At 68.1% G+C, this 23,409-nt stretch carries 25 protein-coding genes and 2 pseudogenes; 11 read left to right on the top strand and 16 right to left on the bottom strand.

Annotation, left to right across the window (positions count from 1 at the left end; translation table 11 throughout):
- Window positions 1–105: 105 nt before the first annotated feature.
- The gene (locus ACZ1HC_RS09160; RefSeq protein ID WP_472699709.1) at window positions 106–1,278 is read left to right on the top strand and encodes an NAD-dependent epimerase/dehydratase family protein; all 1,173 of its coding nucleotides are present in this window, start codon (window positions 106–108) and stop codon (window positions 1,276–1,278) included.
- Here the strand turns inward: ACZ1HC_RS09160 and ACZ1HC_RS09155 are convergent, their stop codons facing one another.
- Together ACZ1HC_RS09155 and ACZ1HC_RS09150 are read right to left on the bottom strand one after the other, a co-directional pair.
- Entirely contained in the window at window positions 1,279–1,962 is a 684-nt protein-coding gene (locus ACZ1HC_RS09155; protein WP_472699708.1) for a hypothetical protein, read from the bottom strand.
- Window positions 1,963–2,143: 181 nt separating this feature from the next.
- Window positions 2,144–2,533: a DUF2147 domain-containing protein gene (locus tag ACZ1HC_RS09150; protein ID WP_472699707.1), complete on the bottom strand. Its 390-nt coding sequence runs from the start codon at window positions 2,531–2,533 to the stop codon at window positions 2,144–2,146.
- A gap of 144 nt (window positions 2,534–2,677) precedes the next feature.
- Between ACZ1HC_RS09150 and hisA the strand changes: the two genes are divergently transcribed.
- Window positions 2,678–3,394, top strand: a complete 717-nt coding sequence (gene hisA / locus ACZ1HC_RS09145; protein ID WP_472699706.1) for a 1-(5-phosphoribosyl)-5-[(5-phosphoribosylamino)methylideneamino]imidazole-4-carboxamide isomerase — start codon at window positions 2,678–2,680, stop codon at window positions 3,392–3,394.
- A gap of 2 nt (window positions 3,395–3,396) precedes the next feature.
- Here hisA and ACZ1HC_RS09140 read toward each other — a convergent pair.
- From ACZ1HC_RS09140 to gmk, 9 genes and pseudogenes are all read right to left on the bottom strand, one after another.
- Window positions 3,397–3,719: pseudogene (locus tag ACZ1HC_RS09140) on the bottom strand (2Fe-2S iron-sulfur cluster-binding protein).
- 212 nt (window positions 3,720–3,931) lie between these two features.
- On the bottom strand, window positions 3,932–5,503 hold the full coding sequence (locus tag ACZ1HC_RS09135; RefSeq protein ID WP_472699705.1) for a Do family serine endopeptidase: 1,572 nt from the start codon (window positions 5,501–5,503) through the stop codon (window positions 3,932–3,934).
- 478 nt (window positions 5,504–5,981) lie between these two features.
- Window positions 5,982–7,007, bottom strand: a pseudogene (gene hflC, locus ACZ1HC_RS09130) (protease modulator HflC); the annotation flags it as partial.
- Complete coding sequence (gene hflK / locus ACZ1HC_RS09125; protein ID WP_472699704.1) at window positions 7,007–8,314, bottom strand: FtsH protease activity modulator HflK; 1,308 nt, start codon at window positions 8,312–8,314, stop codon at window positions 7,007–7,009. The pseudogene hflC and the gene hflK, both read right to left, overlap by 1 nt.
- A 103-nt stretch (window positions 8,315–8,417) precedes the next feature.
- Window positions 8,418–9,815, bottom strand: coding sequence for a glutathione-disulfide reductase (gene gorA / locus ACZ1HC_RS09120; RefSeq protein WP_472699703.1), 1,398 nt, complete (start codon window positions 9,813–9,815; stop codon window positions 8,418–8,420).
- A complete protein-coding gene (gene rpiA / locus ACZ1HC_RS09115; RefSeq protein WP_472699702.1) occupies window positions 9,799–10,572 on the bottom strand; it encodes a ribose-5-phosphate isomerase RpiA in 774 nt (257 codons plus the stop codon). Before rpiA ends, gorA begins: the two co-directional genes overlap by 17 nt.
- A 64-nt stretch (window positions 10,573–10,636) precedes the next feature.
- Window positions 10,637–11,749, bottom strand: a complete 1,113-nt coding sequence (locus ACZ1HC_RS09110; RefSeq protein ID WP_472699701.1) for a sensor histidine kinase — start codon at window positions 11,747–11,749, stop codon at window positions 10,637–10,639.
- Window positions 11,746–12,267, bottom strand: a complete 522-nt coding sequence (locus ACZ1HC_RS09105) for a gamma carbonic anhydrase family protein (protein WP_472699700.1) — start codon at window positions 12,265–12,267, stop codon at window positions 11,746–11,748. Before ACZ1HC_RS09105 ends, ACZ1HC_RS09110 begins: the two co-directional genes overlap by 4 nt.
- Window positions 12,264–12,893, bottom strand: a complete 630-nt coding sequence (gmk, locus tag ACZ1HC_RS09100) for a guanylate kinase (protein WP_472699699.1) — start codon at window positions 12,891–12,893, stop codon at window positions 12,264–12,266. The genes ACZ1HC_RS09105 and gmk overlap by 4 nt, the downstream gene beginning before the upstream one ends.
- Before the next feature lie 312 nt (window positions 12,894–13,205).
- Here gmk and ACZ1HC_RS09095 point away from each other — a divergent pair, with 312 nt between their 5' ends.
- Window positions 13,206–13,952 (top strand): PAS domain-containing protein, encoded by a 747-nt coding sequence (locus ACZ1HC_RS09095; protein ID WP_472699698.1) that lies wholly within the window; start codon window positions 13,206–13,208, stop codon window positions 13,950–13,952.
- Here ACZ1HC_RS09095 and rnd read toward each other — a convergent pair.
- Together rnd and tgt are read right to left on the bottom strand one after the other, a co-directional pair.
- Window positions 13,930–15,111, bottom strand: a complete 1,182-nt coding sequence (gene rnd, locus ACZ1HC_RS09090; RefSeq protein WP_472699697.1) for a ribonuclease D — start codon at window positions 15,109–15,111, stop codon at window positions 13,930–13,932. The genes ACZ1HC_RS09095 and rnd overlap by 23 nt on opposite strands.
- Before the next feature lie 124 nt (window positions 15,112–15,235).
- Window positions 15,236–16,366 (bottom strand): tRNA guanosine(34) transglycosylase Tgt, encoded by a 1,131-nt coding sequence (gene tgt / locus ACZ1HC_RS09085; protein ID WP_472699696.1) that lies wholly within the window; start codon window positions 16,364–16,366, stop codon window positions 15,236–15,238.
- A gap of 167 nt (window positions 16,367–16,533) precedes the next feature.
- Here tgt and ACZ1HC_RS09080 point away from each other — a divergent pair, with 167 nt between their 5' ends.
- The 8 genes from ACZ1HC_RS09080 to tpiA all read left to right on the top strand — a co-directional run bounded on the left by ACZ1HC_RS09080 (window position 16,534) and on the right by tpiA (window position 21,474).
- Window positions 16,534–16,794 (top strand): hypothetical protein, encoded by a 261-nt coding sequence (locus ACZ1HC_RS09080; RefSeq protein WP_472699695.1) that lies wholly within the window; start codon window positions 16,534–16,536, stop codon window positions 16,792–16,794.
- Entirely contained in the window at window positions 16,787–17,029 is a 243-nt protein-coding gene (locus ACZ1HC_RS09075; protein ID WP_472699694.1) for a histone H1, read from the top strand. The genes ACZ1HC_RS09080 and ACZ1HC_RS09075 overlap by 8 nt, the downstream gene beginning before the upstream one ends.
- Before the next feature lie 69 nt (window positions 17,030–17,098).
- A complete protein-coding gene (locus tag ACZ1HC_RS09070) occupies window positions 17,099–17,713 on the top strand; it encodes a hypothetical protein (protein ID WP_472699693.1) in 615 nt (204 codons plus the stop codon).
- Window positions 17,706–18,785: an XRE family transcriptional regulator gene (locus ACZ1HC_RS09065; protein ID WP_472699692.1), complete on the top strand. Its 1,080-nt coding sequence runs from the start codon at window positions 17,706–17,708 to the stop codon at window positions 18,783–18,785. Before ACZ1HC_RS09070 ends, ACZ1HC_RS09065 begins: the two co-directional genes overlap by 8 nt.
- 38 nt (window positions 18,786–18,823) lie before the next feature.
- Window positions 18,824–19,720 carry an IS1 family transposase gene (locus ACZ1HC_RS09060; RefSeq protein ID WP_472699691.1) on the top strand — a complete coding sequence of 299 codons (897 nt, stop codon included), beginning with the start codon at window positions 18,824–18,826 and terminating at the stop codon, window positions 19,718–19,720.
- Between the two features lie 79 nt (window positions 19,721–19,799).
- Window positions 19,800–20,153 carry an SUF system Fe-S cluster assembly protein gene (locus ACZ1HC_RS09055; RefSeq protein WP_472699690.1) on the top strand — a complete coding sequence of 118 codons (354 nt, stop codon included), beginning with the start codon at window positions 19,800–19,802 and terminating at the stop codon, window positions 20,151–20,153.
- Window positions 20,154–20,270: 117 nt separating this feature from the next.
- Window positions 20,271–20,639 carry a HesB/IscA family protein gene (locus ACZ1HC_RS09050; RefSeq protein WP_472699689.1) on the top strand — a complete coding sequence of 123 codons (369 nt, stop codon included), beginning with the start codon at window positions 20,271–20,273 and terminating at the stop codon, window positions 20,637–20,639.
- Between the two features lie 91 nt (window positions 20,640–20,730).
- The gene (tpiA, locus tag ACZ1HC_RS09045; RefSeq protein ID WP_472699688.1) at window positions 20,731–21,474 is read left to right on the top strand and encodes a triose-phosphate isomerase; all 744 of its coding nucleotides are present in this window, start codon (window positions 20,731–20,733) and stop codon (window positions 21,472–21,474) included.
- On the opposite strand, the gene ACZ1HC_RS09040 is transcribed toward tpiA, so the two are convergent.
- From ACZ1HC_RS09040 to ACZ1HC_RS09030, 3 genes are read right to left on the bottom strand one after another with little or no spacing between them, the layout of a single operon-like run.
- Window positions 21,471–22,457 carry a GGDEF domain-containing protein gene (locus tag ACZ1HC_RS09040; RefSeq protein WP_472699687.1) on the bottom strand — a complete coding sequence of 329 codons (987 nt, stop codon included), beginning with the start codon at window positions 22,455–22,457 and terminating at the stop codon, window positions 21,471–21,473. The genes tpiA and ACZ1HC_RS09040 overlap by 4 nt on opposite strands.
- Window positions 22,454–22,972, bottom strand: coding sequence for a heme NO-binding domain-containing protein (locus ACZ1HC_RS09035; protein WP_472699686.1), 519 nt, complete (start codon window positions 22,970–22,972; stop codon window positions 22,454–22,456). Before ACZ1HC_RS09035 ends, ACZ1HC_RS09040 begins: the two co-directional genes overlap by 4 nt.
- A 51-nt stretch (window positions 22,973–23,023) precedes the next feature.
- Window positions 23,024–23,311 (bottom strand): DUF3572 family protein, encoded by a 288-nt coding sequence (locus tag ACZ1HC_RS09030; RefSeq protein ID WP_472699685.1) that lies wholly within the window; start codon window positions 23,309–23,311, stop codon window positions 23,024–23,026.
- Window positions 23,312–23,409: the final 98 nt, after the last annotated feature.

Here is a 23,409-nt window from a genome sequence, read left to right as displayed (position 1 = left end):
TGGCGGCCGGTCGCGCCGGCGCGATGTCCGTCGCATGGCGGCTATGGCATCCGTCCTGCGGCCATTCTACAAGGCGCCGAAACACGGTCCGAAATAGGCAGGTTCATGAAGATCATCGTTCTGGGCGGAGACGGCTTCTGCGGATGGCCGACGGCGCTGCATCTTTCGGCGCGGGGCCATGACGTCATCGTGGTGGACAACCTGTCGCGCCGCAAGATCGACGTCGAGCTGGAGGTGAACAGCCTGACCCCGATCCGCCCGCTGGGCGAGCGGGTCCGCGCTTGGCACGAGCTGACCAACCACACCATCCGCGTCGAGAACTTCACCGTCGGCAAGCACTATCACCGCCTGCTGACCCTGCTGCGCGACGAACGCCCCGACGCGGTGATCCATTTCGCCGAACAGCGCGCCGCGCCCTATTCGATGAAATCCAGCTGGCACAAGCGCTACACCGTCAACAACAACCTCAACGCCACCAACGACGTGCTGGCCGCCATCGTCGAAAGCGGCCAGGACATCCACCTGGTGCATCTGGGAACGATGGGCGTCTATGGTTACGGCACCGCGGGCATGAAGATCCCCGAGGGCTATCTGGACGTGGTGATCGAGACCGAGAACGGCCCCCACCGGCAGGAGATCCTCTATCCCGCCAATCCCGGGTCGATCTATCACATGACCAAGACGCAGGATCAGCTGTTCTTCTTCTATTACAACAAGAACGACGGTGTCAGGATCACCGACCTGCACCAGGGCATCGTCTGGGGCACCCAGACCGCCGAGACGCGGATGGACGACCGGCTGATCAACCGCTTCGACTATGACGGCGACTACGGCACGGTGCTGAACCGCTTCCTGATGCAGGCGGCGGTCGGCTATCCGCTGACGGTGCATGGCACCGGCGGCCAGACCCGCGCCTTCATCCACATCCAGGACACCTGCCGCTGCATCGAACTGGCGCTGATGAACCCTCCCGCGAAGGGCGACCGTGTCAGCATCCTGAACCAGATGACCGAAACCCACCGGGTCCGCGACCTGGCCCGGATGATCGCCGACCAGACCGGGGTCGAGGTGGCCTTCCTCAAGAACCCCCGCAACGAGGCCGACGAGAACGACCTGCACGTCGCCAACGACCGCTTCCTGGGGCTTGGCCTCGACCCCATCAAGCTGGAGGACGGGTTGCTGGCCGAAGTGCAGGAGATCGCCCGCAAATATTCCGACCGCTGCGACCGCGCCAAGATCCCCTGCCTGTCGCAGTGGAAAAGCAGTTCCACGGCCTGATCACGCCGTGCGGAAAACGGCCTCGGCGTTGCGGACCAGATAGAGGGCGATGGCGGCGATCAGGGCCATGGCCACCATTTCGCCGCCGTCCTCCAGGTACATGAAGGCCGCGTCCAGTTCGGTTCCCGCGAAAGGCACGTGAACGACATCGACGAGCACGGCGCAGGCGATCAGCAGCAGGACGGGGAGAAGCACCAGCCGCATCACGGTCCTGTCTCCGGGCAGGACGTTGCGCGACGCCCACGCGATCAACGCCAGCAGCACGACCCCGATCGGCGTCCAGGCCACCAACTCTCCCAAATGGATCGCTCCGACGCCCAGAAACTCGGCCTCCGGGAAGCGCCCGCCGAAGGCCCTGCCCACCCGTTCATGGAACTGCGCCGAATCGTCGATCCAGGCGATGGCCAGGAACACTGCCAGCGACAGGCAGACCCGGGACCGGGCAGCGACCGCGGTCGCGAAGAACAGAAGCGCCGCGGAAAAGGCCAGCCCGTGGTTAAACATCTCGGCGATCGAGTCGTCGCGGCCGACACTGAGGTTGACGTAGAGCCGAGCGACAAGCTGCGATGCGCTGCCATCGTCATTGTGCAAGAGCCTCAGCAGCACATCAACAACGCCAAAGCAGGCGACGACCGACAGCAGCAGCAGGGCCGTCGCCCGAACGGGCCTGTCGCGGCGGATCACGGACCAGGCATGCAGCCTGGGGCCAGCCGCCAGGGGGCGTCATCACGAACACTGACCATGAACCCTTAACCTTCATGACACTTTCGTGACAGTGAACCACATCAACCGCGTCCTGTCGACCGCCCTGGTCCCGGCGCGGGATACCTCGCCGCCGGCTTGGTGAGCACCCGCGGCCCGGGTGCTACTGCACCCGCGCCCAGGTCTGGCTCTTGCAGATCAGCCCGCCGGCGACGCAGCCCGACAGGCTCATTCTGTCGCCTTCGACGCGGGCCTTGCCGTTGTAGATCTTGTCGTTGGCCGGCCGCCACACCTTGCCGGCGTAGGCGCCGCCGCCCTGGGGGGCCATGTCGATGACGATCTGGCGGCCGACATTGGGCGACTGGAACGGGGCCTGATCCTTGAAGGCGCGGGTGATCGTGCCGCAGAAGGCCGGCCCGCAGGGCGCGATGGAAACATGGGCGACGGCGCCCTCGTCGGGCTGGGTCTGCCAGACCCCCTCGATCGGGTCGGCGGCGACGGCGGCGGTGGCCGCGGCGAAAGCGATGGCTGCGGCGGCGATGATGTGGCGCATGATGGTCCCCTCCTCCTCGGGATGGGGGGATGCTGCGCAAGGCGGGCCGCCGGCGGCAAGCGTGACGTCAGGTCGTGGCGCGCCTTCCGTTCCGGCCGGACGCGTGGCAAAGGAAGCGCAGTCCCGCGATCCCATGAGGCTGCCATGATCCTTTACCCCGCCATCGACCTGAAAGACGGCCAATGCGTGCGCCTGCTGCGCGGAGAGATGGAGGCCGCGACGGTGTTCGGCACCGATCCGGCGGCGCAGGCGCGGGCCTTTCAGGACGCGGGCGCCGCATGGCTGCATCTGGTGGACCTGAACGGCGCCTTCGCAGGCCACCCCGTGAACGCCGCCGCGGTCGAGGCGATCCTGGCCGCGATCCGGATCCCCGCCCAGCTTGGCGGCGGCATCCGCGACATGGCGACCATCGAAGCATGGCTGTCCAAGGGCCTGTCGCGGGTGATCCTGGGAACCGTGGCGGTCGAGGATCCCGACCTGGTGCGGCAGGCGGCGGCGGCCTTTCCGGGCCGGATCGCCGTCGGCATCGACGCGCGCGGCGGGCGCGTGGCGACCCGCGGCTGGGCGACCGAGACCGAGGTGACGGCGACCGATCTGGCCCGCCGCTTCGAGGATGCCGGCGTTGCCGCGATCATCTATACCGACATCGACCGCGACGGCGCGATGGAAGGCCCCAACATCGCCGCGACCGAGGCCCTGGCGCGGGCGGTGGGCGTTCCGGTGATCGCCTCGGGCGGGGTGTCGTCGCTGGACGACCTGCGCGCCCTTGCTGCGACCGGCGTCATCGCCGGGGCCATTTCGGGCCGGGCGCTCTATGACGGCGCCATCGACCTGGCGCAGGCGCTGAGGCTGCTGGCCTAGCGTCAGATCTGGCGTTCGGGCAACTGCACCACCAATCCGTCAAGCGCCTCGGTCACCTTGATCTGGCAGGTCAGCCGGGACCGTTCGGGATCGGGCTGCCAGGCGAAGTCCAGCATGTCCTGCTCCATCGGGTCGCGGGGGGCAGCCGGTCCAGCCAGGCGGGATCGACATAGACATGGCAGGTGGAACAGGCGCAGGCGCCGCCGCAATCGGCGTCGATGCCCGGAACGCCGTTGTCGCGGGCGCCTTCCATCACCGTCATGCCGGGCTTCACGTCAACCTCGTGGCGGGTTCCGTTATGCTCGATATAGGTGATGCGGGCCATGGCGTCGGTGTCCTTTGCTGTGCAGGGGGCAAATAGGGCATCGGTCCCGCAATGGGAAGGGGTGTGGCCGCATGGTCGGAAAGGCATCGGCCAAGGCGATGCGCAGGGAACGCCCGCCGCCATACCCCATGCCCCGGCGGCCGCCCTGCGAAAAGGGGCGGCCCGCTGTGCGAGCCGCCCCCGGCGTCTGGTGTCGGTGCAATCCGCCCCGATCAGCTTTCGCTGACCGGCAGGGCCACGAAGCGCGGCTCTCCGTCGCGGCGCACCAGGACGAGCACGGACTTGCGCCCGGCCTCGCGCGCCTCGTCGATGCGGGCGTTCAGGTCGGCGATGGTGGCAACCGGCTGCTGGCCGGCCTCGGTGATGATGTCGCCCGGGGCAAGTCCCTTCTCGGCCGCCTCGCTTTCGGGATCGACCTCCTGGATCAGCAGCCCCTGCGAGTCGTCGGGCAGGCCCATGTCCCGCGCCATGTCCGGCGTCAGGACCGACAGCGACAGGCCCAGGACGTCCTGCTGCGCGGGACCGCTGTCGTCGTTGCCGGACGCGCCGGCCTCGGCACCCTCGGCGGTTTCGCGGCGGCCCAGCGTCACCGACAGGGTCACCGGGCCATCCTCGCGCTGCACGACCACATCGACGGGCTCGCCGGCGGGGGCTTCGGCGACGCGGCGGACCAGGCTGCGGGTATCCTCGACCGGCGAGCCGTCGAAGCTGGTGATGACATCGCCCACCTGCATCCCGGCCTCGCGCGCGGGGCCTTCGGGGACATCGGTGACCATCGCGCCCGCATCCGCGGCCAGGCCCAGCGCCTCGGCCATGTCGGGGGTGACGTCCTGGATCTTGACGCCCAGCCAGCCGCGCCGGGTCTCGCCGAACTCGCGCAGCTGCTCCACGACGCTGGACACCACATTGGACGCCATCGAGAAGCCGATGCCGATGGAGCCGCCGTTGGGCGACAAGATCGCGGTGTTCACGCCGATGACCTCGCCCTGGAGGTTGAACAGCGGGCCGCCCGAATTGCCGCGGTTGATGGCGGCGTCGGTCTGCAGATAGTCGTCATAGGTGCCCGACAGTTCGCGGTTGCGGGCCGAGACGATCCCCGAACTGGCCGAGAAGCCTTGGCCCAGCGGGTTGCCCAGCGCCAGCACCCAGTCGCCCACCCGGGCCTCGTCGGAATTGCCGAACTCGACGAAGGGCAGCGGCTCCTCGCTCTCGACCTTCAGCAGGGCCACGTCGGTGTTGGGATCGGTGCCCACCACCGTCGCGGCCAGGGTCTCGCCCGAATAGAACTCGACCTCGATCTCGTCGGCGCCCTCGATCACGTGGTTGTTCGTGACGATGAAGCCGTCGGCCGAGATCACGAAGCCCGAGCCCAGCGCGTTCGACCGCTGGGGCATCCGGGGGCCGCCGGGGCCGGGCTGCCCGGGCTGCCCGGGTCCGCCCGGAAAGCCGAATTCGCGGAACAGGTCGGAAAACGGGCTGCCTTCGGGGAACATCGGCCCGCCCTCGCCGCCGGCGGGCTGGGCCACGACCGCGCTGGTGGTGATGTTGACGACGGCCGGCGCGACCTGCTGGACCAGATCGGCGAAGCTGTCGGGCATGACCTGGGAGGCGCCTTCGCTCGGCTCTGCCGTCAGCGGTTCGTTGTTGTTGGCCGCCTCTTGCGCCTGCTGGCTGGCTTCGGGCGTGATGTCGGGCTGCGCGTCCTGCGCGGCCGCGTATCCAAGGCCGACGGTCACGGCCAGGGCCGAGGCGGTCAGCAGGTGCCGGGGTGAAAACGTCTTCATGCGGATGTCCTTATCTTTCCCAAGTCGTCGGTCCTGCAACGGGGCCGGGGACTGCTGGTCATACGAAGACAAATAGGGCAGCGTTGCAAATAAACCACGCTCTCCGACAGTGAACTGATCGTGACTATTATTGCACAAGGGGCGGGTCTTGCCACCCGCCCCTTGGCCCTGCCGTTCAGTCGCGCACCAGGGCGGATTCCGGGGCCGCTTGCGGATCCCGTTCAAGGGCCGCCTCTTCGTCGCCTGCGCCGTCCCCGCCGGTCGCTCCGGTCCCTGCGGCATCGGCGGCCGCCGTGCCGTCATCCGCCGGAGCGGCGGCCTCGGGCGCCACCGCGCCCGCGGGCGGTGGGGCAGTGTCTTCCGGGGCGCTGTCCTGCGGGTCGGCGGGCGCTGCCGCAGCGGCGGGCGGCGCCACGACGCCGTCGGTTTCCTGGGGCGGGGTCGTCAGCATCTCGGGGACCGGGGTCAGCTTGACGCCGGCGCTTTCGCCAAGTGGATTGCCCTCGCGGTCGGTGACGGTGGGGGTGACCAGTTCCTCCTCGTCCTCGTCCGATGCGGGGGTCAGCGCCTCGGCCGCCGAATTGCCCGCCGGCACCGGGATCGCCGGAGGATCGGCGCGGCTGGAGCCGTCGTCGCGCAGATAGCTGAAGAACTCGCCGTCCGGCTGCAGCACCATGGTGCTGTTGTCGGCCTGCAGCGCCCGTTCATACGAGGTCATCGACCGGGTGAAGGCAAAGAATTCCGGGTCGCGGCCGAAGGCGTCGGCATAGATGGCGTTGCGCTGGGCGTCCGCCTCGCCGCGGATGATCTCGGCCCGCTTCTGCGCCTCGGAGGTCAGTTCGGTCACGGTCCGGTCCGCGGCGGCGCGGACGCGCTGCGCGGCCTCGCCGCCCCGGGCGATCTCGTCGGCAGCCTCGCGCTGACGCTCGGCCCGCATCCGGGCGTAGGTGGCGTTCAGGTTCTGCTCGGGCAGGTCGGTGCGGGTCAGGCGCACGTCGATGATCTCGATCCCCAGCCCCTCCGAATTGGCCCGCGCCTCGTCGCGGATCTGGTTCATCAGCGCGGTGCGGTCGTCCGACAGCACGCTGGTAGAGGGCACGGTGCCCAGAACCTCGCGGATGGCGTTGCGCACGATCGGCTCCAGCCGGCCCTGGGCGCCCTGGATGCCGCCCGCGCCGACCGCCTGGCGGAACCGCACCACGTCGGTGATGCGCCAGCGGGCGAAGGCATCCACGATCAGCCGGCGGTCGTCCAGCGGCGTGACCTCGAGCGGGACGGTCGGCAACCCCAGGATGCGACCGTCGTATTTCTCGACGTTGTCGAGGAAGGGCAGCTTGAAGCCCAGGCCGGGCTCCTCCTTCACATCGACCACGCGGCCCAGGCGCAGCACCAGCGCCTTTTCGCGTTCGTCCACGATGAACAGCGACGCGGCGACAAGCACCGCCACCACGATCAGCGCGGGAATGGCCAGCGTCGCGGCCGTTATTCTGCGAGCGTTTGCCATCAGTTGCTACCCCCGGTGGTCACGGTGTTCACGCGCGCCGCGCCCTGGTCCTGAAGGATCGCGCCAGGCTGCAGGACGGTCGGCTGTCCGCTGTTCTGGAAGCCCCGCCCGGTCTGGGCGGCGTCCGGCGTATCGGTTCCCTGCGGGCGCAGCTGGTCCAGCGGCAGATAGGGCACGACGCCCGATCCCTGCCCGTCCATCCCGTCGCCCAGGATCACCTTGTCCACCCGGCCCAGGACGTTTTCCATCGTTTCAAGATACATCCGGCGGCGGGTCACGTCAGGAGCCTTCACATATTCTTCGTAGATCGAATTGAAGCGCGCGGCCTCGCCCTGGGCGGTGTTGACCGACTGGGCGCGATAGGCCTCGGCCTGTTCCATCGCCGCGGCGGCGTCGCCGCGGGCCTGGGCCAGCACCCGGTTGGCATAGGCGTCGGCTTCCTTTTCAAGCCGGTCGCGTTCCTGCTGGGCGGCCTGAACCTCGCGGAAGGCGTCGATCACCTCGGCCGGCGGGTCGGCGCGGTCGAGGTTCACCCGCACCACGTTGATCCCCGATTCATAGGCGTCCAGCGTCTGCTGCACGGATTCCTGCAGGTCGCTGGCGATGGTGCCCCGGTCGCGGTTCAGGATCGGTGCCAGTTCGCTGCGCGCGATGATGTCACGCATCGAGGATTCGGCCACCGCGCGCATGGTGTCGGCCGGATCGGCCAGATTGAACAGGAACTTTTCGGGATCCGAGATGTTCCAGACGACCTGGTATTCCATGTCCACGATGTTCTGGTCGCGGGTCAGCATCAGGCCGTTGTCCATCTCGCCCTGGGCGCCGGTGCCGATCTCGGTCACGCGTTCGTTGGTCACGGGGATGACCTCGGCGGTGACGATCGGCCAGGGCGCGAAGTTCAGGCCCTCGGTGCCCACGGCCACGGCGCGGCCGAACAGGAACTCGACGCTGCGTTCGTTGGTCTGGACGCGGTAGAAGCTGGCAAAGGCCCACAGCGCCAGCAGGATCAGCGCCCCGATCGTCAGGGTGGACCGGTTCATCTGCAGGCCGGTGCCGCCCGGCCCGCGCTGCCCGCCGCCGCCGCCGGTGGGTCCGCCGCCGCTGCCGCGGCCGCCCATCAGCACCCGCAGGCGTTCCTGGCCCTTCTTCATCAGCTCTTCGATCTCGGGCATCTGCTGGGGGCCACCGGGGCGCTGCGGTCCCCTGGGTGGTTGCTGCTGTCCCCAAGGGCGGTTCGCCGGACGCTTGTCGCGATCCTGGTCGTCTCCTCCGCCGCTGCCGCCGCCCCAAGGGCCCTGACTTGCCATCCGTGGTCCTTCTTTCCTCATCGAAAATCCGTTACCTGAAACTGGGCCGGCAGGGGGAAAAGTCAACCCGGACACCCCCGCTTGCGCCGATCTGTCGCAATTGTCAGGCGCTTGCAGCCTGTGCAGAAACGTCGAGCCGGTGACGGCGGACCGGCTGGCGCATCGTCACCAGTTCCTCGGCGGCGGTGGGATGCACGGCCACGGTGGCATCGAAATCGGCCTTGGTCGCGCCCATGGTGACGGGGATCGCGGCAAGCTGGATCATCTCGCCCGCCTCGGGGCCGAAGATGTGGCAGCCGATGACCACGTCGGTTCCGGGATCGACCAGAAGCTTCATCATCACCCGGGCGTCGCTGCCCGCGAACATGGACCGCATCGGCCGGAAGGTGGTCGCATAGACATCGACATCGCCGCGCGCGCAGGCCTGTTCCTCGGTCAGGCCGATGGAGGCGGCCTCGTGCGGGCGCAGATAGACGGCGCTTGCGATGTTGTGATGGATGACCTTGCGCGCCCGCCCGCCGAAGACAGTGTCGGCCAGGGCATGGCCCTCGCGGATCGCCACCGGCGTCAGGTTCACCCGGTCCGTGACGTCGCCCACGGCGAAGATCGACGGGACCGAGGTCTGGGACCATTCGTCCACCTGCACCGCGCCGTTGGCGCGCAGATGGACGCCGGTGTTCTCGAGCCCCAGACCGCCGGTATAGGGGTCGCGCCCGGTGGCCCAGAAGACCGCGTCGAAGCGGTCGCTGCTGCCGTCGGTGAAGGTCACGCCGATCCCCTGGCCCGCGCGTTCCAAGCCGGTCGGGTTCAGGTTCAGCCGCAGGTCGATGCCCACTTGGCTCAGCTGCAGGGTCGCCAGGTCGCGGATCTCGCGGTCGAAGCCGCGCAGCACCGCCTCGCCGCGATAGGTCTGCACCGTCTCGCAGCCCAGGCCCGCCAGGATGGTGGCGAATTCGCAGGCGATATAGCCCCCGCCCACCACCAGCACCCGGCGCGGCAGGCTGTCCAGCAGGAACAGGTCGTCCGAGATCAGCCCCAGTTCCTCGCCGGGGATGCCCGGCAGCGCGGGGCGACCGCCCACGGCGATCAGGATGTGCTTGGCGGTCTTGCGGCTGCCGTCGGCCAGGGCCACGGTGTGATCGTCCAGGACGGTCGCCCGCTGGTGGAAGATCTCGACGCCCGAGCGTTCCAGATTGGCGGTGTAGATCAGTTCCAGCCGGGTCAGTTCGGCGTCCAGCTTGCGCCTGAACACCGCCCAGTCGAAGCGGCCCGCCTGCGCGCCTTCCCAGCCATAGCCGCGCATCTCCTGGGCCATCAACCCGGCCTGAGAGGCGAAGATCATCAGCTTCTTGGGCACGCAGCCGCGGATGACGCAGGTGCCGCCCATGCGGCTTTCCTCGGCCAGGGCGACGCGGGCGCCGTGTTCGCCCGCCGCGACACGGGCGGCGCGGACGCCGCCCGACCCGCCGCCGATCACGAACAGGTCATAGTCGAAGCTCATGGCCGGCCCCCTCGCCCGCAAGCAGGTCGGCGTCGAGATCCGCGTTGCGGTCCAGCCGGACCACCGTGCCGTCCGGCTTGCCGATGATCGCGATATGGCACATGCCCAGGAACAGACCGTGTTCCACCACGCCCGGAATGGCCGACAGCGCGTGGGCCAGCGCCACCGGATCGGGGATGCAGTCCAGATGCAGATCCAGGATCCAGTTCCCCTCGTCCGTGACCCAGGCCTCGCTGCCCCTGAGGCGGTGCAGGACGTCGTGGCCGCCCAGATCCAGATCCTCGAGCGCGCGGCGGATCAGCGTCCGGGTGGTCTCGAACCCGAACCGGATCACCTCGACCGGCAGGGGGAAGGCGCCAAGCTGTTCGACCACCTTGCCGGGATCGGCGATCACCACCATGCGGTGGCTGGCCGCCGCGACGATCTTCTCGCGCAGATGCGCGCCCCCGCCCCCCTTGATGAGATGCAGGTCGGGATCGACCTCGTCGGCGCCGTCGATGGTCAGGTCCAGCCAGCCGATCTCGTCCAGGCTCTCGATGGACAGGCCCAGGCTTTCGGCCAGATCGCAGGTGGCCCGGGACGTCGCCGCGCAGCGCAGCGACAGCCGCTCGGCCTGCGCGCGCGCGGCCAGTTCGCGCACCATGATCGAGGCGGTCGATCCCGTGCCCAGGCCCAGCTTCATGCCGTCCTTGACAAGCGCCACGGCGGCGCGCGCGGCCGCCAGCTTGGCGGGGTCGGTCTGCGGGGTCTGGGTCATGGGCGGCTCCGTTGGTGGCTGGGGCCGTTATAGGCCAGCGGCGGGCCGCCCGCCACCGCCAACCTCAGCCCCGGCTGGCGCTTTCGGGCAGGATCACGGTGAAGGTGCTGCCCTGCCCGCGCAGGCTGTCGATCCGCAGCCGGCCGCGGTGGCGGTTCACGATGTGCTTGACGATGGCCAGGCCCAGCCCGGTGCCACCCTGGGCGCGGGACCGGTGCGTGTCCACCCGGTAGAAGCGTTCGGTCAGGCGCGGCAGGTGCATCCCCTCGATCCCCTCGCCGCGGTCGCGGATCTCGACCGCCCAGGCGGGGCCGCGCAGCAGGGGCTCGTGGTCGATGCGGCGCATCGAGACGCCCAGATAGCCGCCCGACCCGCCGTATTTCAGGGCGTTCTCGATCAGGTTCTGGAACACCTGGACCAGCTGGTCGGGATCGCCGGGAACAATCTGGCTGCCGTCGATCCCCTGCGCATCGACCGTAACCCCGGCGGCCCGGGCCACCGGATCCATCGTCGCCAGCACGGTGCGCAGCAGCCGGGGCAGATCGACCCGGGCCAGCGGACGGCGCCGCTCCTCGCCCTGGACGCGGCTCAGCGACAGCAGGTCGCTGACCAGGCGGTTCATCCGCGCGGCCTCGCGCTCCATGATGTCGAGGAAGCGGGCGCGGGCGCGGGCGTCGTCGCGGGCCGGGCCGCGCAAGGTCTCGATGAAGCCGATCATTGCCGTCAGCGGGGTCTTCAGCTCGTGGCTGACATTGGCCACGAAGTCGCGGCGCATCTGCTCGGCCTCGTCGGCGGCCGAACGGTCCAGGATCGCGACCGTGGCCCCTGTCCCCAGGGCCGGGGGCAGGCGCGCCACGGTGATCTCGGCCGCGATGTCGCGCCCGTCGGCCACGATCACCGCGTTCAGCCGCACCACGCCCTCGGCCGCCGGCGGCAGCGAGGGGTCGGGCGCCGGCGCGGGATGGCGGCCCGGGTCCAGCACCCAGTCCACCGCCGCCACCACGGCGGGATGGCGCAGGATCGTGACGAAGGGCCGGTTCAGCAGATCGCCGCCGCCGAACAGGGCCAGGGCCGCGCGGTTGGCGCCGATGGTGCGGGCGCGGCCGTCCACGGCCAGCATGGGCACCGGCACGCCCTCCAGCAGGTCCGAGGCCGGGTGCCGCGCCTCTTGCGTCATCCGACCTGCCGCAACCCCGCGCGGAACCGCGCCGCATTGGCGCGATAGCGCGCCGCCGACTGCCGCAGCCCGTCGCGCGCGGCATCGTCCATCATCCGCACGACCTTGCCGGGCGATCCCATCACCAGGGCGCCGGGCGGGATGTCCTTGCCCTCGGCGACCAGGGCGCCGGCGCCGATCAGCGCCCCCGCGCCGATCCGGGCGCGGTTCAGGATCGTGGCGCCCATGCCGATCAGGGCGCCCTCGCCGATGATGCAGCCGTGCAGGATCGCGCGGTGGCCGATGGTGCAGTCGGCGCCGATGACCAGCGGGCAGTCGGGATCGGTGTGCAGCACGCACAGATCCTGGACGTTGCTGCCGCGCCCCACACGGATCTCCTCGTTGTCGCCGCGCAGGACCGCGCCCCACCAGACCGAGGCGCCTTCCTCGACCACCACGCGGCCCATCAGCTGCGCGTCCGGCGCCACCCAGGCATCGGCGGCGATGCGAGGGGAAAGACCGTCCAGTTCCCAGATCATGCATGTTCCTCCATCAAGGCCTTCACGAAGCGGCCCAGCCCGCCCTGGCGTTCCCGGCGCAGGCGTTCCGCCGTCAGGATGGCGCGCAGCCGGGCCTCTGTCTCGTCCAGATCGTCGTTGATGAGGACGTAGTCGTATTCCGCCCAGTGGCTGATCTCGGCCCGGCTCTTTTCCATCCGGCCGGCGATCACCGCGTCGCTGTCCTGCCCGCGCGACCGCAGCCGCCGTTCCAGTTCGGGCAGCGACGGCGGCAGCACGAAGATCGACACCACGTGCCCGCCCAGCACCGAGGCGCGGATCTGCTGGCCGCCCTGCCAGTCCACGTCGAACAGCGTGTCGCGGCCGTCGCGCATCGCCGCCTCGACCGGGGCTCGTGGGCTGCCGTACAGGTTCCCGAACACCTCGGCATGTTCCAGCATCTGCCCCTGTTCGACCATCCGGTGGAAGGCGCCGGCGCTGATGAAGTGATAGTCGCGGCCGTCCACCTCTCCGGGGCGGGGCGGACGGGTGGTGGCCGAGACCGAGAAGCGCAAGCTGGGATCCCAGTCCATCAGCCGCCGGGCCAGCGTGGACTTCCCCGCGCCCGAGGGCGACGACAGGATGATCAGCAGGCCGGTTCTGTCCATGGATGTCATTCTTCCTTGCTTTGGCTGCGGGATGAACCACCGGCCGGAAGGGGTCAAGTCCCGCGGCGCCCGGGACACTGAACCAAAGGCCTTAACCATTCGTTAGGAAAACGACTCGGCATGGGTCGGACTAATGTTTATCATGTCCTTGGAGTGTATCGTGTGCCCGTGTTGCCGGGCACGCACCGGTAACGAGGGTTCAGACAGTGTCCGATAGGCAGGACGACAATGCGTCGCATCCGTTCAGGGCGGATGAAGCGGGCCAGGTGCTGCGGCTTGCCGACTTCAACCCGACCCATCCGGCGCGAGATCATGGCCGACATGCGCGCCTATTGGGACAGCCTGCGCAAGGGGCGCGCGGTCCCGGCGCGGTCGGACATCCAGCCCCAGGGCATCCAGCGCGCGCTGGATCACGCCTTCATCCTAGAACGGATCGCCCCGGGCGCCGCGCGCTTCCGTCTGGCGGGCCAGCAGCTGATCGACCTGATGGGCATGGAGGTGCGGGGCATGGCCTTCTGTTCGCTGGCCAATCCCGGATCGCGCGGCCGCTGGTCGGACGTGCTGGAGTCGGTCTTCCGCGCCCCCCAGATCGCCGAGATGACCCTGCACGCCAAGGCCGAATACGCCCGGCCCGAACTGACGGCGCGGCTGCTGCTGCTGCCGCTGTCATCGGATCTGGGCGATGTCACGCGGGCCTTGGGCTGCATCATCGCCGAAGGCCAGATCGGCGTCGCGCCCCGGCGGTTCGACCTGGTATCCGATCAGGTCATGCCCATCATCGAAGGCGGAAAGACCATCGCCCCCTCGCCCTCCGAGATGGCCCAGGACTGGAAGACCCCCCGCCCCGAAAAGGCCCTGCTGCCCGCACCCGCCAGCGCACCGGCCAGTGCTTCGGCCAGTGCCCCTGCCGGCGCCCCGGCCAGACCGACCGACAGCCCCGAGATCGCGGCGCGCCCGGTTCAGGCTGATCACCTTGGAACCCGCCGGCACGCTGCCCTCGGGGACCGCGGGGCGCTGAGAGGCTGCGGCTTGCGGGTCAGCCCGCCGGCACGACCCTGACCGCGCCGCCCTTGGCCGACAGGGCGATCTCGCCGCAGGCCAGGCGCAGCGCGTCCTTGCCGAACACCTCGGCCCGCCAGCCCTTCAGCGCGGGCAGGTCGCGTTCGCCCTGGGCGATGGCATCCAGTTCCGCGGCCGAGGCGATCAGCTTGGGGGCCACCCCCGCCGCGTCGGCCTTGGCCTTCAGCAGCACGCGCAGCAGGTCGGACAGCGCGGCATTGCCGGGCCTGCCGGGTTCCTCGGGCTTGGCCTGGGGCAGTTCCCTGGCCTCCAGACCGGCCTTCACCGCGGCCAGGATGCCGCTGGCGATGTCGGCCTTGCGCGCCTCGCGCAGCAGCAGGCGCGACCGCGCCAGGTCGGCCTCGGTCTGCGGCTTGGTCGAGGCGATCTCGATCATCGCATCGTCCTTGAACACCCGCGACCGCGGAATGTCGCGTTCCTGGGCATAGGCCTCGCGGAAGCGGGCCAGTTCGCGCAGGATCGCCAGGAAGCGCGGAGAGTTCGTGCGCGTGCGCACCTTGAGCCAGGCTTCCTCGGGGCGGGTGATATAGGTCTCGGGATCCTCGAGGACCGCGATCTCCTCGGCCAGCCAGCTTTCGCGGTTGTTCTTGCGCAATTCGTCGGACAGGAATTCGTAGATCACGCGCAGATGCGTCACGTCCGCCAGCGCATAGGCCTTCTGCGCGTCCGACAGCGGGCGGCGGGACCAGTCGGTGAAGCGCGACGACTTGTCGAGATTCGCCTTGGCGATCTTGCGCACCAGCGTCTCGTAGCCGACCTGCTCGCCGAAGCCGCAGACCATGGCGGCGATCTGCGTGTCGAACAGCGGCTGCGGGAACAGGCCCGCATCGTGGAAGAAGATTTCCAGATCCTGGCGGGCGGCGTGAAAGACCTTCACCGTGCCCGGATGGCGGAACAGGTCGTAAAGCGGCTCCAGCGACAGGCCTTCGGCCAGGGGATCGACCAGCACCGCCTCGCCTCCGGCGTCCTTCGGGGTCGAGGCGGGGGGCAGCGCAAGCTGGATCAGGCACAGCTTGGACCAGTAGGTCCGTTCCCGCAGGAACTCGGTATCCACCGTGACATAGGGCGCGGATTTCGCCGCTTCGCAAAACAGCGCCAGGTCATCGGTGCGGGTGATGGTGATGATGTCGTCGCTCATGGAAGTCTTTCGTCGGGGCGGTTCGTCCGCCACCCGGACACGGATAAGCCCGGGCCTGTCCGAAGGAAAGCACTTTTGGTCAAGGGCGCTGACGGATCCCCAGCCGCCCGGCCGGGGCCGCCGCCTAGAGCGGCTCGATGTCGCCCTGCGCGCGCTGCGCGTGGAAATCGGCCACGAAGGCGTCCAGCACCCCGCCCGCGATGGCCGCGCGCAGGCCGGCCATAAGCTCCTGGAAGTAATGCAGGTTGTGCCAGGTCAGCAGCATCCCGCTGATCATTTCGCCCGCCCGGAAGACATGATGCAGATAGGCGCGGGAATAGCCGGTGCAGGCCGGGCAGGTGCAATGTTCGTCCAGCGGGCGCGGGTCGTCGGCATGGCGGGCGTTCTTGATGGCGACCGGCCCCCGCCGCGTCCAGGCCTGCCCGGTGCGGCCGGACCGCGACGGCAGCACGCAGTCCATCATGTCCACCCCGCGCTGCACCGCCCCCACGATGTCGTCGGGCTTGCCCACGCCCATCAGGTAGCGCGGCCTGTCGGCGGGCAGCAGGCCGGGCGCATAGTCCAGCACCCCGAACATCGCCTCCTGCCCCTCGCCCACGGCCAAGCCGCCGATGGCGTAGCCGTCGAAGCCGATGGCTTTCAGCGCCTCGGCCGATTCCGCGCGCAGGTCGGGGGTCACGCCGCCCTGCATGATCCCGAACAGCGCGTGGCCGGGACGGTCGCCGAAGGCATCGCGCGACCGCCGCGCCCATCGCATCGACAGGCGCATGGACTGCGCCACGGCCTGTTCGGTCGCCGGAAGCGCGGGGCATTCGTCGAAGCACATCACGATGTCGCTGCCCAGCAGCCGCTGGATCTCCATGCTGGTTTCGGGCGAAAGCATGTGCTTGCTGCCGTCGATATGCGAGGAAAAGGTCACCCCGTCCTCGGTCAGCTTGCGCAGCGCCGCCAGCGACATGACCTGGAACCCGCCCGAGTCGGTCAGGATCGGCCGGTCCCAGTTCATGAACCGGTGCAGGCCGCCCAACCGGGCGATGCGTTCGGCGCCGGGGCGCAGCATCAGGTGATAGGTGTTGCCCAGCAGGATGTCGGCCCCCGTCGCGCGCACCGATTCCGGCAGCATCGCCTTGACGGTGGCGGCGGTGCCCACCGGCATGAAGGCGGGGGTGCGGATCTCTCCCCTCGGGGTGCGGATGGTGCCGGTGCGGGCACGGCCGTCGGTCGCGTGAAGCTGGAACGAGAAACGCTGGCTCATCGGGCTGCCTGTCGCTGGAACCGGGCGTGTCTAGCGAAGCCCGGCGGGGTCCGCAATGCGGGGTAGTGCCTCAGTTTGAAATTCGGCGGCCTTGACCGCCCGGCGTGCGAGGCTGTCGCTTCCGCCCCGCGCCTCCTATATGCTTGGCGGAAAGCATTGGAGGCGGCATGGCAGTACTGACGAGAGAGATCGCGAAGCGCATCAAGGGTTCACTCCAAGAGCGAGAGGACTGGTGGCGACTCTGCTACGACACTGACACCCGAGAGTTCTACGTCGAGCACGAATGGCACCACATGAACGCCTACAAGATCGGGTCTGCCGCCGACGAAGGCACGACGAGAGAGCCTGCGGTGGGCTATCGCGCTCAAGGGGCCGACAAGATCGAGCAAGCCAAGGCCGTGCTCTTGGCGGAGGCTGGTCATGCCTAAGGGACCGAAGGGCGAGAAGCGCCCGGCCGACGTGATCGCCAACGCCGTCCGCGTCATGCAGATCGCCACGGGCGAGGCCAAGGAAGAGTTCGAGACCGACGACGGCAAGGACAAGGCCGCCCAGGCACTCGGGCGCAAGGGGGGCGCGGCAAGGGCGGCGAGCATGACGCCGGAGCGGAGGGCAGAGATCGCCAAGAAGGCGGCTGCAAAGCGGTGGGGCCGCGCATCGGAATAGTTTTGGAATATTTTCTGGACTTCCTGCCGAGATAGGTTAGGCTCACCCCAGCAACATGGAGGCAGGCCAATGGCCATACGGACGGAAGCTGAAGCGCGGGCGGACTTGGCCCGCCATCTGGGGCCGCTGAATGACCTCTTTGAGGCGGCGCACCAGGACTTCCGTGAGAACGCCCGCGCGCTGGCCCCGGCCATGAACATCACAACGCGCGCCATGGTCTATCGCGACTTGATCTGGAAGCAAGCGCGCTCCTACGCCGACGAGGGGAAGAACGGCGCGCACCTGCATAAGAAGAACCAACTCATTCTGCTCGGCCTGGAGGGCAAGTATCTCCTGCGCGTGAAGAAGCTGCGGCAAGGGTTCACCGTGGCCGTTAGCCCCACCTTGGCGGCCGAGCATTACGACGGGCAGAGGTTGCCTGAGTATGCGGCGGACCTGTTCGCCGGTTGCGACGAGTGCACGCTTTTGTATCTCGGGTGGACGATCCCGGAGAACGCGCCCGATCAGATCGCCCGGTATCTGGTGTGCAATGATTCCAATCGCGATTTCCTATGGGCGATCCCGCTAGACGAAGGCAAGCCGCCTGTCCCAACCGAGGAACAACTGCCAATGGAGGGCGGCTCGGGTGACGCGCCCGCTCGCATCCGCATCAAGAGCGCTGACGTGAAGAAGGCAAATGGATAGGCCCTTCAATGGCCAGCTTCTCATGCTGGCTCGGCAATTCAGGCGGAAGAGCCAGAAGGAGTTGGCTGAGGAGTTGGCCGGCTCCGTCGCTCAGGGCACGCTGTCCAAGATCGAGCATGGTAGACTTCAGCCGCATCAGGAGTTGGTGAACAAGCTTGCAGAGGCTCTGCAAGTGCGCCCGGCATTTTTCTATCAGGATGGGTATCTGCGGGAGCCGTTGGTGAGCTATCACCGCAAGCGCGCGAAGATGCCTGCACGGGATCTGGATCAACTGCATGGGCTGGCGGAGCTGCACCGACTGAACCTCCGCAAGCTCCTTCAGTCCGCCGAGATCGAACCGACCTTACCACCTCCGCCCGCTATCGACCCTGACCAGTATGGGCGGGACATAGAGGACATTGCACGGATGCTCCGGCAGCGATGGAAGTTGCCCCGTGGCCCCGTCGCGGACCTCACCCGGCTAGCGGAAGCCGCTGGTATCGTCGTGGTGTCATTCGACTTCGGGCACGATCTGGTGGACGGGTTCTGCCAGACGGCACACGATGATCTGCCTCCGGTCGTGTTCATTAACTCACGTCAGCCGAAGGACAGGTTCAGGTTCAGCTTGGCACATGAGATTGGACATCTTGTGCTTCATCAAACGCCAAATCCCGAGCAAGAGGTCGAAGCCAATCGGTTCGCGTCGGAATTCTTGATGCCGACCAAAGACATTCGAGCGGATTTCTTTGATTTGTCTTTGACAAGGTTCATGGACCTCAAACTTTACTGGGGCACGTCCATGCAAGCGCTGATCTACAAGGCTTGGCAGATCGGTGCGCTGAGCGACGGGTTGTTCAAGCACTTCAACATCGAAATGAGCAAGCGAGGCTTTAAGAAGAATGAGCCCGTTCAGGCTAGTCATTTGCGGGAGGAACCCACAACGTTGAAGGGCGTCCTCAAGGCTCATCTGGCCGACCTCGGTATGACGATAAACGAGATATCAGAGATGTTCGGCTTGCTGCCTGACTACGTGCAGGAGTTTTACCAGATCCCGCGCGACCGGCCCAAGCTTAGGCTAGTTGCCTCCTCTTGATGCTTGACGCTAAGCATATCGCATCATATATCAGGGGCATGAACAAGCTGCCTCTCAAAACCCGCGCGATGATCCTCAAGATGCTCTGCGAAGGGCAGTCCATGCGGGCCACCGCGCGGCTTGCGGACGTGTCCTTCAATACTGTTGCCAAGCTCCTCGCGGACGCTGGCGCGGCCTGCGCGGACCTCCATGACGAGTGGGTGGTGGACGTGCCCTCCGAGCGCGTCCAGTGTGATGAGATTTGGGCCTTCTGCTACGCCAAGGAGAAGAATGTCCCGACCGCCAAGGCCGCTCCTGAGGGCGCGGGCGACGTGTGGACGTGGACGGCGCTGGACCCCGACACCAAGCTGATGATCGGCTACGCCGTAGGCGACCGCTCGGCCGAGTTGGCGCGCGTGTTCATGTTTGATCTGGCCGACCGGCTCCGGGGCCGTGTCCAGCTCACCACGGACGGCTTTGGGGCCTACCTCAAGGCCGTCACCGACGCCTTCTCGGGCGACGTGGACTATGCCCGGCTCATCAAGCTCTTTGGCGAGCCCAAGGGCGTCACCTCGCCCGAGCGGAAATACAGCCCCGGCGTCTGCACGGGGATCATCAAGGAAGAGGTGTTCGGCAAGCCCGACCCGGCGAAGATCAGCACGTCCCACGTCGAGCGCCAGAACCTCAACATGAGGATGGGGATGCGGCGCTTCACCCGCCTCACCAACGGGTTCAGCAAGAAGGTGGAGAGCCACGCGGCGATGGTCGCGCTCTACACGGTGTTCTACAACTTCTGCCGCGTCCACAAGACGCTCAAGGTCACGCCCGCCATCCAGGCGGGACTAACCGACCACATCTGGGACATGGAAGAGGTCGTGACTCACATCGACGTGCTGGCCCCCAAGCCCAACCGGCCTAAGACCTACCGCAAGCGCGGAGCCGAGGATTCAAACTGAGGCACTACCCAATGCGGCGCATCTCTGGACCTGCGGGGGCGGGGCGCCTATATCATGGCAAAGCCCACAGGAACACGCCATGACCGAACCGCAGGAAGGCGCGCCGCTGATCTCGCCGTCATCCACCGACCATCCGCTGTACGAAAGCGTCGTCGAGGCCTGCAAGACGGTCTACGACCCGGAAATTCCCGTCAACATCTTCGATCTGGGGCTGATCTACACCATCGACATCAGCCAGCAGAACGATGTGCGGGTGGTGATGACCCTGACCGCCCCCGGCTGTCCCGTCGCCGGCGACATGCCGGGCTGGGTCGCCGACGCGATCGAGGCGATCCCCGGCATCAGGCAGGTCGATGTCGAGATGACCTTCCAGCCCCAGTGGGGCATGGACATGATGTCCGAGGAGGCCCGGCTGGAACTGGGCTTCATGTAGGCCGGCCCGGATACCCGCCTCCCGAATCCCTTGGGACATTTCGGCCAGGAGGGCGGCCCCGTCTTGATGGGCGGGGGGCGCGGGATTATCTTTCGGGGGAACAGAAGGAACGCGCCCATGTTTGCCATTCCCGGAACGGCCCCGGTCAGGATCACGCCGGCCGCAGAACGCCAGATCGCCCGGCTGATGTCGGGCAAGAACGCCTTCGGCCTGCGCATCGGGCTGAAGAAGGGCGGCTGCGCGGGCATGGAATACACCATGGATCTGGTCGAGGCCGCCGAACCGAACGAGGAGGTCGTGGAACAGGGCGCGGCGCGCGTGCTGATCGCGCCCCGCGCGCAGATGTTCCTGTTCGGGACCGAGATCGACTACGAGAATGGCCTGCTGGAATCGGGCTTCCGTTTCCGCAACCCCAATGTCACCGACGCCTGCGGCTGCGGCGAATCGGTCCGGTTCGAGCCTCTCGAGGGGTCGCGCACCGCCTGACGCGGCGGGTTGTGGCCGGGTTTCGGCGCTATCATCATTGCGAAACGGGTGCCCTGCCCCTAAGCCGCTGCAAGGGCTTCGGAGGAATGGCATGGCACCGCGCAAAATGGCCGCTGGCAACTGGAAGATGAACGGCGATCTGGCCGCCCTGGCCGAGATCGACACCCTTGTGGCCAACCACCCTGCCCCGGGCTGCGAAGTGGTGATCTGCCCGCCCGCGGTGCTGATCCAGGCGATGGCGGCGCGGGCGGGCCAGGCCATCGTGGTCGGCGGGCAGGACTGCCATGCCAGGCCCTCGGGCGCGCATACCGGCGACATCGCCGCGGGGCAGTTGCGCGATGTTGGTGCAAGCCACGTGATCCTGGGCCATTCGGAACGCCGCGCCGATCATGGAGAGACCGATGCGGCCGTCTCGGCCAAGGCCGCCGCCGCCCATGCCGCGGGGCTGACCGCGATCATCTGCGTGGGCGAGACCGAGGCGCAGCGCGACGCCGGCGAGACGCTGGCCGTCATCGCCTCGCAGCTGGAAGGGTCGGTCCCCGCCGGAGCCACGGCCGCGAACACCGTCATCGCCTACGAGCCGGTCTGGGCCATCGGCTCGGGCCGCACCCCCACCCCGGACCAGATCGCCGAGGTCCATGCGCTGATGCGCAAGCGCCTGGCGGACCGGCTGGCGGATGCGGCGCAGGTGCGCCTGCTCTATGGCGGCAGCGTCAAGCCGGACAATGCCGCCGCGATCTTCGCCATCCCCCATGTGGACGGCGCCCTGGTCGGCGGCGCAAGCCTGAAAGCCGCGGATTTCGGCCCGATCGTCGCCGCCCTCGCCGCCTCCTAGCCGTTGGCGACCGGCAGGGGCGCGATCGAGACGCGGCCCCGGCCGTTGCGCTTCGAGCGGTACAGCGCCACGTCGGCATCGTCCAGCATCCGGTCGATGGCGTCGATGCCATAGCCCGCCGACAGCACCACCCCCAGGCTGGCGGACACCGGGCAGCCGGGGGGCGAGGCGTCCTCGATCCCCTTGATGATGCGGGCGCCAAGATCGTTCAGCGCCTGGCAGCTCCATGTCCCGCCCAGGATCAGCACGAATTCGTCGCCGCCGATCCGCGCCACGTGATCGCGCGCCCTGACGGCCCGGCCCAGAACCTTCGCCACATCGACCAGAAGCCGGTCGCCGGCGGCGTGGCCCAGCCGGTCGTTGACCTGCTTGAAGCGGTCCAGGTCCAGGTGCACCAGGGCGAACCCCTGTGAACCTGCGTGCGGATCGAAGGCGCTGCGCATCGCCGCCTGCAGGCCGCGCCGGTTCAGAAGGCCGGTCAGGGCATCGGTATGCGCGTCGCGCTCGGCATTCTCGCGGGCCAGCATCAGGTGACGGTTGAAGCGGGCCAGTTCCTGCTGGATGGCGCGATTGGCCTCTTGCAGGAACATCAGCTCAAGCGCCAGTTCCGAGGGGGCGAAATCGGCCTCGGTCAGGCCGAAGGTGGCCACCGCCTCGGACAGCGACACGCCGAAGCCGAAGTTCAGCAACAGCCCTTCGGGCCCCGGCGCCACGGCATGGCCGCGCAGCATCAGGCGGCGATGGTGGCGCAGCCGCAGCGCCAGCCGGTCCCCCGCCGTGGCGGTGCGGATCGCGCCGATCACCTGCCCCGAGGCGGCGCCCCGCGCCTCGACGAAGATATCCCCGACCTCGCGGGCATCCGGGGGCATCAGCTTGCGCATCGTCGGACCCGCGAAGCGGATCAGGCCGCAGTCCGCCACGCAGAGATGCATCGGCATCAGCCGGTCCAGCGCATCCCGCCCCAGGGTCAGCGCCGCGCTCATTGCACCGAAGCCCGCGGCGACAGGTGGAAGGTGCGGGCCGCGGCGAAGGCCGAATCAGAGATGTCCACGCACAATCCCCCGTCCTGGGCGGTAATGACGCAAAGCGCGCCGTAATCATCGGCCATCGCCCGCAGAAGCCCGCCCATCAGCGCCGTCCAGACCTGCTGACGGTGCGAAAAGGCGATCCAGATCAGGCCATCCTCGCTGCGCGACAGGCTGATCTGGGGAATATCCAGGTCGTCCGTCATCAGACGGATCCGGTCGGGCAGTTCCTCGAGCCGCAGAAGGAAATCCAGGAAATCCCGCCCGCAAAAGCGCAGCAGGCGCCAGATGTCGTCCTGACGCACCAGCCAGGCCCCCAGATCCTCGAGCAGATCGTCCACGGACTTGCGCAACTGCTGGGCCGCATCCTCCAGCATTCCGCTTGCGGATTGGCCAGGGGCGGCCTGATAGCCCGATTCCGCTGGTCCCCCGGCCAGAAACTTCTCGACCGCGCGGCTGACAAGATCGTACATGCGTCACCTCCGTCGCCCCTGATAGGGCAAAGAAGTGAACAAACCGCAAATTCAGACGTCCCAGCCGTAGCTGCCCGGTCCGGCCAGCGCGGTCCGGGCTTGCATCAGATCGCCGGGCGGAACGTTCAGGTCCGCCGCCGCGTCCAGCACCCGCCGGTCATCCTCGAGCAGGTAGTCCAGCACATGCAGCGCCGTGGAAGAATCGGAGGCCACCTGCCGCAGATCCTGCGGATCGAGGCCGGACGCCTGCAGGAAGCCGGCCATCAGGTCGGGCCGCTCGGCCATGTAGAGAAGGGCCGAGGTGGCCAGGTCGCGGGCGGATTCTCGCGTATATGTCATCGCCGGTCCTTTGCTGGGGCGGTCCTGCCGCTTGTGTGGAAACCCTTTGTTAATGAATCAATGCAATTCTGCCCCTGTCGTCGAAAAGGAGGCGTTAT

The sequence above is a fragment of the Paracoccus sp. BR5-17 genome, assembly GCF_055693925.1.
The sequence above is the reverse complement of the archived record's forward strand: the minus strand, read 5'-3'. Positions and strand labels throughout refer to the sequence as shown.